We start from the raw sequence: 13088 nt of genomic DNA, 5'->3' as shown, positions 1-13088 counted from the left end.
GCGGCTAGCAAGGCGGACCTAACCAGTCTGCTCCGCCCTGCGCGCCGGCGAAAGCCTGCGATTTATCTTGATGTCAAGATAAATCTATCATGCCTCGGCGGCATCCTCGCGCGCCGGCTCCCGAGGATGGAGCGCTCGGACGACCAGCCAGGTGACGGCGATGAGGGGCGCGAACAGGGGCAGCCCCATGATGAGCTTGAGCGTGCCGAGCGCTGTGACGTCGCCGGCAAGGTAGAGCGGCAGCTGCACCGCGAGCCGCGCGAAGAACAGCGCCGCCCATGCGATGCCGAGCCAGAAGTATGCGCGACGCTTGCGTCGATCGTTGCGCCAGGTGGTGCCCTCCCCCATCAGGAACCCGACGGCGAGGCCGATCAGCGACCATCCGATCAACGCCGACACCAGGATGACCGTGCCGTACACGGCGTTCGTGATCAGGCCGGGGACGAAGTTGTCGGCCCCGCGCCCCGTCCACAGCGCCAGTCCGGCCGCAGCCACCGCGGCCACCAGCCCGCCGATTGCGGCGGACGGCGGCGACTTCTGCAGCAGCCGCACGACCGTGAAGACCGCGGCGAGGCCGACGGAGATCCCCAGAGAGAGGATCAGCGGTTCGGGACGGATCGTGAAGATGATGACGAACGCGAGGCTGGGCAGCACCGACTCCAGGATGCCGCGAACCCCGCCGATGGCCGACCACACGACCTTGTGGGTGCTGGCGCTCTCCGCCGGGTCGAGCCCGGCACGGCGAGCCGCACTGCCCAGCGCCTCTCCGAGGAGTTCCGAGGTGCGCTTCTCACGCTCCGGCTCGTGTTCCGGCGTGCTCACGCGGAGCCCGGTGTCGCCGGCATCTTCAGCGGGATCAGGTCGCGTGGCGGCATGGGCGAGCCACCGCGCACGACGACGATCGATCGGAACAGATCCTCGACCTTGGCGCCGGCCTCCGGGTCCGACGCACCCGCGCCGCCGATGACCCCACGGAGGAACCAGCGCGGACCGTCGATGCCGATGAAGCGCGCGAGACGCAGACCCGAACCCTCGCTCGCCGTCGCCGGGACCTCGGCGAGCAGCTCCTTGCCCAGCGGACCGTCGCGCTCCTCGACCCGGCCGCCCTGCGCCTTCACCTGATCGCGCAGCTGCACACGGGTCTCATCCCAGAGACCGCCGGATCGCGGCGCCGCGAACGGCTGCACCTGCAACGACGAGTCGGCGTAGTCCAGGCCGACGGCCACGATGCGCTTGGTCTGCTCCTCCACCTCGAGTCGCAGGTTGAGGCCTTCACGAGGAAGGATCTTGATCCCCCCGAGATCGATGTACGGCCGGACCGGGTTCGCCTCGGAGTCGTCGAAGGGTCCGTCGGTGGCGCGGTTCTCGGGCGCCGACTTCGAAGGGGTGTCGTTGTTGTCAGTCATTGGCTTGTCCTGCTTCGTTCTGGTGGAGCGCCGCCTGGTATCCGGTGGATCCGAATCCCCCGTCACCGCGGACGCTGTCTGGCAGCTCATCGACCGGGAGGAACGTGGCACGCGTCACCGGCATGACGATCAGCTGCGCGATGCGATCGCCGACCGCCACATCGTACGCGCTGCGGGTATCCGTGTTGATCAGACTCACCTTGATCTCACCGCGGTACCCGGCGTCGACGGTGCCGGGCGAGTTGACGATCGAGATGCCGTGCTTCGCGGCGAGTCCGCTCCGCGGCACCACGAAGGCGGCATATCCATCCGGGAGCGCGATGCGCACGCCCGTCGCGACCAGAGCCCGCTCCCCCGGCTCGAGATGCACGGCCTCGGCCGCGACCAGATCTGCACCGGCGTCTCCCGGATGCGCGTACGCGGGAGTGACTGCAGCGATAATGGGGACATCAACGGAATCGGTCACCCCATGAGGCTAATGCAGAACCCCGCCACAGACGCACGTACCCGCTATCGCGAACGGCTCTCCCCGAGCCTGTGGCTTCTCGTCACCGTCGCCGTGGCCGGGCCGATGGTGTCGCTCGTCTTCGTCCCCATCGGTTCGACGTTCGCCCTCGTGCTGGGAGCGGCGGTCTCCGCGCTCCTCGTGCTCGGATTCGTCCTCGCGACCCCCGTCGTCGCCGTGGAGGGCCCCGTCCTTCGCGCAGGACGCGCGCACATCGACGCACAGTTCCTGGGTGAACCCGTCGCACTGACCGGCGAAGAAGCCAGACAGGCACGTGGACCCGATCTTCCCGCCCGCGGTTGGCACCTGATCCGCGGCGGCATCGACGGCATCGTCGTCGTGCCGAACATCGATGCGGACGACCCTGTCGTCGCCTGGACGATCTCCAGCCGTACCCCCGATCGCCTCGCTGCGGCCATCCGAGCTGCCAGAGCCTGACGGACACCCGGTAAACGACAGCGCGCCCCTGACCGATGGTCGGGGGCGCGTGAGACGTCGCTCGGAGAGCTGCTAGGCAGCGCACTCCTTGCAGATGGGCCCGGATGCGCCCTCGTGGTCGAGCTGCGAGCGGTGCTTCACGAGGAAGCAGCTCATGCACGTGAACTCGTCCTGCTGCGCTGGCAGCACGACGACATCGAGCTCGAGGTCGGAAAGGTCGGCACCCGGGAGGTCGAAGCTCGACGGGTTGTCGGAGTCTTCGTCCCCGCTTGAGCCGGAGTTCTTGTCCGGCACACGCTCCTTCAGGGCTTCGATCGACTCGGAGTCGTCTTCACTCTTTCGGGGGGCGTCGTAATCGGTTGCCATGCGGTAGATCTCCACTTTCATGGTGCGAGTGGGTGGTGCGCCGTCGGGTATTCGGCGGCCATAGTTTGCACGACCCAAAGGCATAACGCAAATGCGGGTCCGTGCGACAGAGCAAACTCACGGCACGCCCAAGGTATTCCCCGCCGCTGCGCCCGTCGCGTGACACCATGAACGGACACCCATCAGAGGGGCATTCGCATGGAAAACGTCACCATCGTCGGCACAGAAGCAGGAGTCCTCGTACTCGCGACCGAGTCGGGCGAGCGGTTCGCGCTGCCCATCGACGACATGCTGCAGCGAGAGATCCGTCGCGCCACGCGCCAGTCAGAGCCCACCGCCCAGAAGCTCGCCGCGAGCCCGCGCGACATCCAGGCGCAGATCCGCGCCGGCCTCACAGCTCCGGAGGTCGCCGAGCTCCTCGGGATCAGCGTCGACGACGTCGCCCGATTCGAGGGCCCGGTCCTCGCCGAGCGGGAGCACATCATCGGTCAGGCCCTCGCGGTGCCCGTGCTCATCGGCAGCGAGGTCGAGCCAGACGCCCAGCCGACCTTCGGCGCCGCCGTCCGTGCCAAGCTCGCCGAGGTCGCGGCCACCTCGGAACGCTGGGCCAGCTGGAAGGAAGACACGGGCTGGACGGTCAAGCTCGAGTTCACCGCCAACGATGTCGAACACGACGCACGCTGGAGCTTCGATCCGCGTCGCAGCGCCCTCTCGCCGTTGAACGCGGATGCGACGCAGCTCTCCCGCCAAGGCTCCCTCCCCGAGGGCCTCATCCCGCGCCTGCGTGCGGTCGAGGCAGACCGCGCCACATCTCCCTACAAGGATGAGAGTCGCTTCGACTCCGGAGCGTTCGGGCCCCGCCTCCTCCCGACGCCTGAGGCCGAGATCGACGACCCCGCACTTCCGGCGCGCTCCGACGTCGCCGCACAGGATGCGGCGATCAAGCGCGCGCCCTCGGGACAGAGCACCAACCCGGAGACCGCCGATCTGCTCGAGGCGCTCCGTCGCCGACGCGGTCAGCGCGAGACCGCGCCCGTGCTCGAAGACGCCGAAGATGACGATCACTCCGACCCGATCGCGCTGTTCGATGCGCTCGAGCAGCAGCAAGAGGAACCCCAGCCGACGCAACCGTCTTCTCAGGCATCACCCTCGGAAACGGGCGACTCAAGCGGTCGGCGACGTCGACGCAACGCGATGCCCTCATGGGACGAGATCGTCTTCGGGGCACGCACCGACGAGTGAGGGTCAGCGCGCGAACGCCCCCAGGCGCAGCAGTGGCACCTGTCGCTCCTCGGGCGTGAGTGCGCCGTGCTGGCCGATCATTCCACGCCCTCGCTGGTCGGCGGCCGTTCCGTCGTAGATGGCCCATGCGCCGCGTGCGATCGCCAGCAGGTCGCCGATCCTGGATGCGGCCGCCTCTGTCACGGTCGGACCGAACAGTCCGGACTGAACGGCCTCTTCACGCGTGATCACGTCGGCCATGCCCTCGAGGTCGGCTCTCCAGCGCGCGGTCACCGCGGCGGAGTCGGCGTCGGGTTCGAGATAGACATGGAGCATCCGAGGCTCGCCGCCGAGGTGGCGGACCCCGACCAGATGCTCCTCGTCGAGCACGACCTGGCGGTTCACCGGCACATCGACCATCCCGTGGTCTGACGTGACGAGCACCCCGATTCCCGGAGGCACCCGCACCGAAAGGGCCGCGTCGATGTCCTCGAGCGCGGCGACCCACTCGCGAGAGGCGATGCCGTGCTTGTGACCAGCCTTGTCGACCTCTGGCAGGTAGCAGTAGACGAGCGAACCCGGGTTCCCCTGGGCCAGCGCGTACGCGGCTTCGATGCGGGAGGCAGCCGTCGTCGCCGCGACGAACTCCGCCCCTCGGAGGGTGGCCTTGGTGAACCCGCTGTGCGCGTAGCCGCCGAAGCCGACCGCGAAGCTCGGGTGCCCGACGCGACCCACGCGCTCGAAGATCGTGTCCGCCGCCTGCCAGGTGAGCGGGTCGATGCCGTCCGTCTCCCAGCCGCTGAGCTGGTTGACGAGGACGTCGCGGCTCGCGTCCCGCACGCGGTAGCCCACCAGTCCGTGCTCGCCGGGCCACACACCGGTGACGATGCTCGTGAGCGCCGCTGCGGTGGTGGAAGGGAACACGGTTCGGGCGACGTCCTTCTTCGCCATCCCGGCCGTCAGTGCGCGCGCATGTCCGGCGTGACCGCGGAGGCTGATCGCACCGAGGCCGTCGATCACGACGAGGACGGCCGAATCGACGCGCGGCAGCACAGCGGATTCACCGCGGAGCGCGGACGACAGGTCCGCCGCCACCCCGACGACGCTCCGGACGCTCGGCGACTCGGACGGTAGCATGAGGGACATCCGAGCCAGTCTGACACAGGCTCCCGTACGCCTTCAGGAAGTCCATGCCGAAAACGCCGCCGCCCGAGCCCGTCGAGGAACGCATCCAGGACATCGACCTCTCCTCGGAGATGCAGGGTTCGTTCCTCGAGTACGCGTACTCGGTGATCTACTCGCGGGCCCTGCCCGATGCCCGTGACGGCCTGAAGCCGGTGCAACGGCGCATCCTCTACCAGATGGCCGAGATGGGCCTGCGCCCCGACCGCGGACACGTCAAGAGCGCCCGTGTCGTCGGCGAAGTGATGGGGAAGCTGCACCCGCACGGCGACTCGGCGATCTACGACGCCCTGGTGCGGCTGGCACAGGAGTGGGCGCTGCGCGTGCCCCTCGTCGACGGCCACGGCAACTTCGGCTCGCTCGACGACGGTCCGGCTGCCGCCCGATACACCGAGGCTCGTCTCGCCGCCGCCGCTCTCGCGCTCACCGAGAATCTCGACGAGGACGTCGTCGACTTCATCCCGAACTACGACGGGCAGTTCCAGCAGCCTGCGGTGCTCCCCGCGGCATTCCCCAACCTGCTCGTGAACGGTGCCAGCGGCATCGCCGTCGGCATGGCGACCAACATGGCCCCGCACAACCTCATCGAGGTCGTCGCCGCTGCCACCCACCTGCTCGAGAACCCGGACGCGACCACCGAGGAGCTGATGGAGTTCGTACCGGGACCCGACTTCCCCTCCGGCGGGATCCTGATGGGACTCGACGGGGTCAAAGACGCATACACGAACGGCCGCGGCGCTCTCAAGGTCCGCGGCAAGACGTCGATCGAGCCGCTCGGCCCTCGACGCACCGGCATCATCGTCTCCGAGCTCCCGTACATGGTCGGGCCCGAACGACTTATCGAGAAGATCCGTGACGCCGTGCAGGCCAAGAAACTGCAGGGCATCAGCGACGTCACCGACCTCACCGACCGCAACCACGGGCTGCGCGTCGCGATCGGGGTCAAGACGGGATTCGACCCGAACGCCGTCCTCGAGCAGCTCTACCGTCTGACCCCGCTGGAGGACTCCTTCAGCATCAACAACGTCGCGCTCGTCGACGGCCAGCCGCGCACTCTCGGCCTCAAGGAGATGCTGAGCGTCTACGTCGGGCACCGCCTCGAGGTCATCACGCGTCGCAGTCGCTATCGCCTCGCACGACGCGAAGAACGACTGCACCTCGTCGAGGGGCTGCTCATCGCGATCCTCGACATCGACGAGGTCATCCAGGTGATCCGCTCCTCCGACGACTCGGAGCAGGCCAGGACGCGTCTTCGCTCCGTCTTCGATCTGAGCGAGCTGCAGGCCGAGTACATCCTCGAACTGCGGCTGCGTCGCCTGACCAAGTTCTCGCGCATCGAGCTCGAGACCGAACGCGACGCGTTGCTGGCCGAGATCGCGTCGCTGCGGGAGCTCCTCGGGAGTCCGGTGCTGCTGCGCGCCGCCGTCGCGCGCGAGCTCGACGCCGCCGCCGATGCCTACGGGACGCCTCGTCGAACCCTCTTGATGAACGCTGCGCCTCCGAAGCCGCGTGCCACGAAGGGCGCGGTCGACCTGCAGATCGCCGATGCCCCCACAGTGCTCGTCCTGTCGACCACGGGTCGTGCCGTGCGGGTCGACCTCGGCGAGGGGCAGGAACTCGCCGTCCCGGCGCGGCGAAGCAAACATGACGCCATCCTCACCACACTCGAGACGACGGTCCGCGCGGATATCGGTGCCGTGACGAGTCTGGGGCGTGTCGTGCGCTTCTCTCCCGTCGACCTGCCGTCTGTGCCGTCGACATCGGTGCAGCTGGCCGCGGGCACACCGCTGCGCGACTACCTCGGCATCACGACCAAGGGTGAGAAGATCCTCGCGTTCGTCCGCTTCGACAGCGACACCCCGGTCGCACTCGGAACCGCCCAGGGCACGGTCAAGCGCGTCGTGCCTTCCTCGCTCCCCGTGCGACCCGACCTCGAGGTCATCGGGATGAAGCCGGGCGACACCGTCGTCGGTGCGGCCGAGGCTCCGGACGGCACCGATCTCGTGTTCGTCACGACCGACGCCCAGCTGCTCCGCTTCCCCGCCTCGACGGTTCGACCGCAGGGAGCCCCGGCGGGCGGCATGGCCGGCGTCAAGCTCGGCTCCCGCGCGTCCGTCCTCTTCTTCGGCGCCGTCGATCCAACGACGGACGCGGTCGTCGCGACGGTGTCCGGCGGCGAGAGCATCCTCCCCGGGACGGACCCCGGCCGCGCGAAGGTGTCGTCGTTCGCGGAGTACCCCGCGAAGGGCCGCGCCACGGGTGGTGTGCGCGCGCATGCGTTCCTGAAGGGCGAGGACCGCCTCACGGTCGCGTGGGTCGGACCGAACCCGCCGCAAGCCGTCGACCCGACCGGAGCGGTACGCAAGCTGCCGGAGACGGGCGCTCGCCGAGACGCCTCGGGTCAGCCCATCGACGGTGTGATCGGGAGCATCGGCCGCACGATCGTCTGAGGCATCGCGCAACGGACAGCAGAAGAGGGACCCGGACTACCGGGTCCCTCTTCTCGTCTCGGCTACCCGCTGACGTCAGGCGTCGATCGACTCGCGGGACAGGCGGTCGGAGGAGTCGATGATGAACTCGCGACGCGGGGCGACCTCGTTGCCCATGAGCAGTTCGAAGACGCGCCCCGCGGCCTCGGCATCCTCCATCCGCACACGACGCAGAAGGCGTCCGGAGCGGTCCATCGTCGTGTTCGCCAGCTGCTCGGCGTCCATCTCACCGAGACCCTTGTAGCGCTGGATGGGCTCGTGCCAGCGCTTGCCCGCCTTGCGGAGCTTCGCCAGCAGCGCATGCATCTCCTGCTCGCTGTACGTGTAGATCGTCTCGTTCGGTTTGGAGCCGGGGTTCATCACGATGATCCGGTGCAGGGGCGGAACCGCGGCGAACACGCGACCGTCTTCGATCAGAGGGCGCATGTAGCGGAAGAACAGTGTGAGCAGCAGGGTACGGATGTGTGCGCCGTCGACATCGGCATCGCTCATCAGGATGATCTTCCCGTACCGCGCGGCGCCGATGTCGAACGTACGACCGGAGCCCGCCCCAATCACCTGGATGATGGACGCACACTCCGCGTTCGACAGCATGTCGCCGACCGACGCCTTCTGCACGTTGAGGATCTTGCCCCGGATCGGCAGCAGCGCCTGGAACTCGCTGTTGCGCGCATTCTTCGCGGTACCGAGCGCCGAGTCTCCCTCGACGATGAAGAGCTCACTGCGCTCGACCTCGTTCGTGCGGCAGTCGACGAGCTTCGTCGGGAGCGTCGACGACTCCAGTGCGTTCTTCCTCCGCTGCGTCTCCTTGTGAGCGCGCGCGGACACGCGCGCCTTCATCTCGGAGACGATCTTGTCGAGAAGCTGTGACGCCTGGTTCTTGTCGTCGCGCTTGGTCGAACCGAACCGCTGTGCCAGGTCCTTCCGGATCACCTGCGCCACGATCTGCCGCACCGCCGGGGTCCCGAGAACCTCCTTGGTCTGGCCTTCGAACTGCGGCTCTGGCACGTTGACCGTGAGCACCGCCGTGAGCCCGGCGAGGACGTCGTCCTTCTCGAGCTTGTCATTGCCCACCTTGAGCCGGCGCGCGTTCTGCTCGACCTGCGTGCGGAGCACCTTGAGCAGCTCCTGTTCGAAGCCCTGCTGGTGCGTTCCCCCCTTCGGGGTCGCGATGATGTTCACGAACGATCGGACGCGCGTGTCGTAGCCGGTGCCCCAGCGCAGCGCGAGGTCTACGGCACACACGCGCTCGACCTCGGTCGCGACCATGTGCCCGTCCGCCTGCAGCACCGGGACGGTCTCCTTGAAGGTGCCCTCGCCCTGGATGCGCCAGGTGTCGGTCACCGGCGGGTCGATGGCGAGGTAGTCGACGAACTCGGAGATCCCGCCCTCGTAGAGGTACGAGGTCTCGATGACGCCGGTCTGACCGGTGGTGTCCTCGGCGTCCCCGGCGACGTCCGCGCTGCGGTCGGTCCGCTCGTCCCGCACGACGATCTCGAGGCCGGGAACGAGGAACGCGGTCTGGCGCGCCCGAGTCTCGAGGTCGCCCAGCTGGAAGGCGGCATCCTTGGTGAAGATCTGACGATCCGCCCAGTAACGCACGCGTGTGCCGGTCACACCGCGCGGGGCCTTCCCGATCACGCGGAGCTCGCTGTTCTCCTCGAACGGGGTGAACGGGGCATCGGGACGCTTCTCGCCGGAATCCGTGAAGACGCCGGGCTCCCCGCGGTGGAACGACATCGCGTAGGTCTTGCCGCCGCGGTCCACCTCGACATCCAGCCGTTCGGAGAGCGCGTTGACGACCGAGGCGCCGACGCCGTGCAGACCGCCGGAGGCCGCGTACGACCCGCCGCCGAACTTCCCTCCGGCGTGCAGCTTGGTGTAGACGACCTCGACGCCGGTCAGGCCGGTGCGCGGCTCCACGTCGACCGGGATGCCGCGCCCGCGGTCGTGCACCTCGACGCTGCCGTCGGCATGCAGGATGACGTCGATCTTCGAGCCGTTGCCGGCCACCGCCTCGTCGACGGCGTTGTCGATGATCTCCCACAGGCAGTGCATGAGCCCCGGCGAACCGTTCGATCCGATGTACATGCCGGGGCGCTTGCGGACAGCTTCGAGTCCCTCGAGGACCTGGAGATGATGGGCGGAATACTCGGCATTCACAATCTCCGAGTCTATTCTCGCCACCCCGACTCCGGCCGCAGACACTCGCAGGACGGGACCAGCCGGAGGCCCGCCCGTACGCGCTGAGCGAAACACGCCGCAAACCGGGCATGCACACAGGTACAGCGTGGTTGTATTGACCAAATCCCCCGCGAAGCCGACACCCGAGGAGGCGCCGAGATGAATGCAACGACCGAACGTGACACCTCCACCGTCGAGTTCCGTCTGACGGCCATGGATCGCTGCGATTCCTGTGGCGCTCAGGCGTACATCGCCGCGGAGGTCAACGGATCCGAACTCCTGTTCTGCGCCCACCACGGCCGCAAGTACGAAGAGAAGCTCCGCAGCGTCGCCACCAGCTGGCACGACGAGACCGCCCGCCTGATCGACGCCCCCTGACCGCGAGGGCGCCGCTGGTCAGTCGATGACCACGCGGCGCACCCGCGACGTCAGTCTGGTGAGGATCTCCTCGCCGACCGTGTCGATGTGTTCGGCGAGCGAGGTCGCCGACCATTCCCCCGAGGTTCCGGGGCCGAACAGCGCGACCTCATCGCCGACGCGAGCGCCTGACCACGCGTCCACCTCGGACGATGTGTGGCCCACCCGCAAGACGGCTCGTCCTCCGGCGGGTGTTCCGACCGTCACCCCGGCGAGCGTCGATGGAAGACCGTCGAAGCTGCCGATGTCGATCGTCACGCCGTCCTCCCGCGCCTCGGTGACGGTGGCGATGAGTTGCGCGGCGGGGTCGACGCCTTCGAGTTCCGGTCCTTCGGCAGAGCGGATGCCGTAACAGAAGGCGCCGATCCGCGAGACGGTGCCCCGCAACTCCGGACGCCACCAGGACGCAGCCGACGCCGTCAGGTGCAGCGCCGACGGCGCGGTGCCGGATCGCTCCGCGACACGCACCGCGTCGAGGAAGATCGCCTGCGCTTCGTCGTCCTCCTCATCGCTGGCCTCGGCGATATGGCTCCACACGCCGACGAGTTCCACGAGGCCCGCCTTCTCCGCGCCGCGCACCTCCGCGATCGCCGACGCCCAGTCCTCGGCGAGCACACCGTTGCGGTGCAGTCCCGTATCGATCTTGAGGTGCACGCGGGCGCGCACACCGAGGACGGCGGCACGCGCGACGATCCGCCGCAGATACTCGACGGTCCCGACCCCGAGATCGATGTCCTGCAGCAGCGCCTCATCGATCTCCGTGTCGGTCGAAGTGGCCCAGGCGAAGACCCTGGCTTCACCGCCGACGAGTTGACGCGTGACGATCCCGCTGCGGATGTCGTAGCTGCCGAACCACTCGACGCCCGCTCGCAGAGCATTCTCGACCGCCCAGGCCAGTCCGTGGCCGTAGGCGTCGTCTTTCAGGACGATCATGAGCGCCGACGGCGACACCCGTTCGCGCACGGCGACGATGTTGGCGCGGAGAGTGCTGCTGCGCAGACGCAGCTCCGGACGGGTCACGCTTCCCACCCCCGCACCGCGTGGGCGCCCGAGACGGTGACGAGCTCCGACGATTCCAAGCCTGTGATCTCCGCCCATCGTGCGATACCCGTGGCAGCCGGCCCCTCGCCGCCGAAGTATGTGACCTCGTCACCTGGCGCGGCGTCGTCGCCCTGCAGGTCCACGACGCAGACGTCCATCGCGACGCGCCCGACGATCGGATGCGCCTTCCCATCGATCTCGACATCGGCGCGGTTTCCGAGCGCTCGCACGATGCCTTGGGCGTATCCTCCGGTCACGAGTGCGACGGTGGTCGCGGCCTCGGCCCGGAACGTGTACCCGTAGGAGACGGCGTCACCGGGGTGGAGCCTCTTGGTGGACATGACGCGGCCGGTCAGGCGCATCACGGGGCGCGTCGCGAGTGCCCCCCTCGCATCGGGCAGACCGTAGAGCAGCGTCGAATCGATGTCCGGCTCACCCGACGTGACACCGATGATGCCCTCCAGGCGCAGCGCCTCGACCTCTCCGGAGGCATCGACGAGCACCTTCTCCGCGCCCGCCGCCGTGACGGCATGTGCCACGGCGAGGAGTCCGTGACCCCAGGCGTCGCGCCGGAGATCCGCCGTGCGACCTCCCGCTGACACGGCGACGGAGGCCGCGGATGCCAGGGCGGACCGGGAGATCATCGCGAGCGGCAGGGCGCTGGAGGTCGTCTCACACACGTCCTCCAGCCTAGCTTCCGGCTCCCAGGTCGAGCGTTCGCGCCCCCGTAGACTGGTGAGGACCCCGACCCTGGAGCCTCATGTCTCGTCTTTCCCTCGCGCCCCGCATCCGCTACCTGCTGGGACGTGCCCGCCGCATCGATGTCGGATCGGTGGTGGAACGCGCCAAGGAGGCGTCCGCGCAGCACCACAAGGCCGTTCCCGCGATCGTCGTCGACATGCTGTGGTCGGCCGCGCGTCACAACGTCGGGTTCCAGGACTACATCGACTACGACTTCGCGATGCTGACGAAGGCCGAGCGTGAGACCTACATGACGCACCCGGTATCCAACCAGCTCTCACAGCGGTACGACCACCCCGACTATCGCTGGATCTTCCAGGACAAGGTCGAGTTCGACAAGCAGTTCTCGCCGTTCCTGCGGCGCGAGTGGCTGGTCGTCGAAGCGGGCAACGCCGACGCCGTCCGTGAGCTCACGCAGCGCCTCGGCACGATCGTCACGAAGGAACCTGTCGGCCAGGCCGGCACCGGCGTGCACCGCTACCACGCCGCCGACATCGACGACTGGGACGCGTTCCACCGTGGCCTCCTCGAGCGCGGAGAGCTCCTGATCGAAGAGGTGATCCGTCAGCACGACGCTCTCGCCGCCGTGTGCCCGGGGACCGTGAACACGACCAGGATCACCGCGTTCTTCGACGGCGAGAAGGCCCACATCCTCGCGATGGCCCAGAAGTTCGGCCGTGGCGCGGTGAGCGACCAGATGACCTTCGGCGGGTTCTACACCATGCTCGACGAGAACGGTCACGCGGTCGGCGCCGGGTACGACTCGCACGGCCATGTGCACGAGACGCACCCCGACTCGGGTTTCCGCATCGCGGACTTCCAACTGCCGCACATGGACCAGGTGCGCGCGTTCATCGACGAGGTCGCCCGCGTCGTGCCCCAGGTGCAGTACGTCGGCTGGGACATCGTCGTGTCCCCCGACGGCCCGGTCCTCGTGGAGGGCAACTGGGGTGCCGGCGTCTACGAGAACAAGCCGAGCGTCACGGGCATCCGCACGGGTCACAAGCCGCGCTATCGCGAGGTCATCGGCTTCTGAGACTGCGAACGCGAAAGGCCCCGGATGCCGAGCATCCGGGGCCTTCGTCGTGACAGGTCTTC

General features: G+C 68.3%; 13 protein-coding genes. 5 read left to right on the top strand and 8 right to left on the bottom strand.

Annotation, left to right across the window (positions count from 1 at the left end; all coding sequences use genetic code 11):
* Positions 1-87 precede the first annotated feature (87 nt).
* The 3 genes from AB0E56_RS10530 to dut are packed head-to-tail and all read right to left on the bottom strand — an operon-like array spanning position 88 to position 1872.
* Positions 88-822, bottom strand: coding sequence for a DUF3159 domain-containing protein (locus AB0E56_RS10530; RefSeq protein WP_359798731.1), 735 nt, complete (start codon positions 820-822; stop codon positions 88-90).
* Positions 819-1406: a DUF3710 domain-containing protein gene (locus AB0E56_RS10525; RefSeq protein WP_183150117.1), complete on the bottom strand. Its 588-nt coding sequence runs from the start codon at positions 1404-1406 to the stop codon at positions 819-821. The genes AB0E56_RS10530 and AB0E56_RS10525 overlap by 4 nt, the downstream gene beginning before the upstream one ends.
* Positions 1399-1872, bottom strand: coding sequence for a dUTP diphosphatase (gene dut / locus AB0E56_RS10520; protein WP_359798729.1), 474 nt, complete (start codon positions 1870-1872; stop codon positions 1399-1401). The genes AB0E56_RS10525 and dut overlap by 8 nt, the downstream gene beginning before the upstream one ends.
* 12 nt (positions 1873-1884) lie before the next feature.
* On the opposite strand from dut, the gene AB0E56_RS10515 reads away from it, so the two are divergent.
* The gene (locus tag AB0E56_RS10515) at positions 1885-2349 is read left to right on the top strand and encodes a DUF3093 domain-containing protein (protein WP_359800038.1); all 465 of its coding nucleotides are present in this window, start codon (positions 1885-1887) and stop codon (positions 2347-2349) included.
* 72 nt (positions 2350-2421) lie between these two features.
* Here the strand turns inward: AB0E56_RS10515 and AB0E56_RS10510 are convergent, their stop codons facing one another.
* Positions 2422-2715 carry a DUF4193 domain-containing protein gene (locus AB0E56_RS10510; protein ID WP_046747247.1) on the bottom strand — a complete coding sequence of 98 codons (294 nt, stop codon included), beginning with the start codon at positions 2713-2715 and terminating at the stop codon, positions 2422-2424.
* A gap of 198 nt (positions 2716-2913) precedes the next feature.
* Between AB0E56_RS10510 and sepH the strand changes: the two genes are divergently transcribed.
* Positions 2914-3957: a septation protein SepH gene (gene sepH / locus AB0E56_RS10505; RefSeq protein ID WP_359798728.1), complete on the top strand. Its 1044-nt coding sequence runs from the start codon at positions 2914-2916 to the stop codon at positions 3955-3957.
* 3 nt (positions 3958-3960) lie between these two features.
* Here sepH and AB0E56_RS10500 read toward each other — a convergent pair whose 3' ends face one another.
* A complete protein-coding gene (locus AB0E56_RS10500; protein ID WP_359798726.1) occupies positions 3961-5082 on the bottom strand; it encodes a nucleotide pyrophosphatase/phosphodiesterase family protein in 1122 nt (373 codons plus the stop codon).
* A 44-nt stretch (positions 5083-5126) separates the two neighbouring features.
* Here AB0E56_RS10500 and AB0E56_RS10495 point away from each other — a divergent pair, with 44 nt between their 5' ends.
* Entirely contained in the window at positions 5127-7568 is a 2442-nt protein-coding gene (locus tag AB0E56_RS10495) for a DNA topoisomerase IV subunit A (protein ID WP_359798724.1), read from the top strand.
* 75 nt (positions 7569-7643) lie between these two features.
* Here the strand turns inward: AB0E56_RS10495 and AB0E56_RS10490 are convergent, their stop codons facing one another.
* Positions 7644-9773, bottom strand: a complete 2130-nt coding sequence (locus AB0E56_RS10490; RefSeq protein WP_359800036.1) for a DNA topoisomerase IV subunit B — start codon at positions 9771-9773, stop codon at positions 7644-7646.
* 177 nt (positions 9774-9950) lie between these two features.
* Between AB0E56_RS10490 and AB0E56_RS10485 the strand changes: the two genes are divergently transcribed.
* A complete protein-coding gene (locus tag AB0E56_RS10485; protein WP_359798723.1) occupies positions 9951-10169 on the top strand; it encodes a hypothetical protein in 219 nt (72 codons plus the stop codon).
* 18 nt (positions 10170-10187) lie between these two features.
* Here AB0E56_RS10485 and AB0E56_RS10480 read toward each other — a convergent pair whose 3' ends face one another.
* A complete protein-coding gene (locus AB0E56_RS10480) occupies positions 10188-11228 on the bottom strand; it encodes an alanine racemase (RefSeq protein ID WP_359798721.1) in 1041 nt (346 codons plus the stop codon).
* Positions 11225-11929, bottom strand: a complete 705-nt coding sequence (locus AB0E56_RS10475) for an alanine racemase C-terminal domain-containing protein (RefSeq protein ID WP_359798720.1) — start codon at positions 11927-11929, stop codon at positions 11225-11227. Before AB0E56_RS10475 ends, AB0E56_RS10480 begins: the two co-directional genes overlap by 4 nt.
* A gap of 80 nt (positions 11930-12009) precedes the next feature.
* Between AB0E56_RS10475 and AB0E56_RS10470 the strand changes: the two genes are divergently transcribed.
* Complete coding sequence (locus AB0E56_RS10470; RefSeq protein WP_359798719.1) at positions 12010-13026, top strand: sugar-transfer associated ATP-grasp domain-containing protein; 1017 nt, start codon at positions 12010-12012, stop codon at positions 13024-13026.
* Positions 13027-13088: the final 62 nt, after the last annotated feature.

The organism is Microbacterium sp. NPDC028030 (assembly GCF_040637855.1).
Classification (GTDB): domain Bacteria; phylum Actinomycetota; class Actinomycetes; order Actinomycetales; family Microbacteriaceae; genus Microbacterium.
Note: the sequence above shows the minus strand (reverse complement) of the source record. Positions and strands in the feature narration are given on the sequence as shown.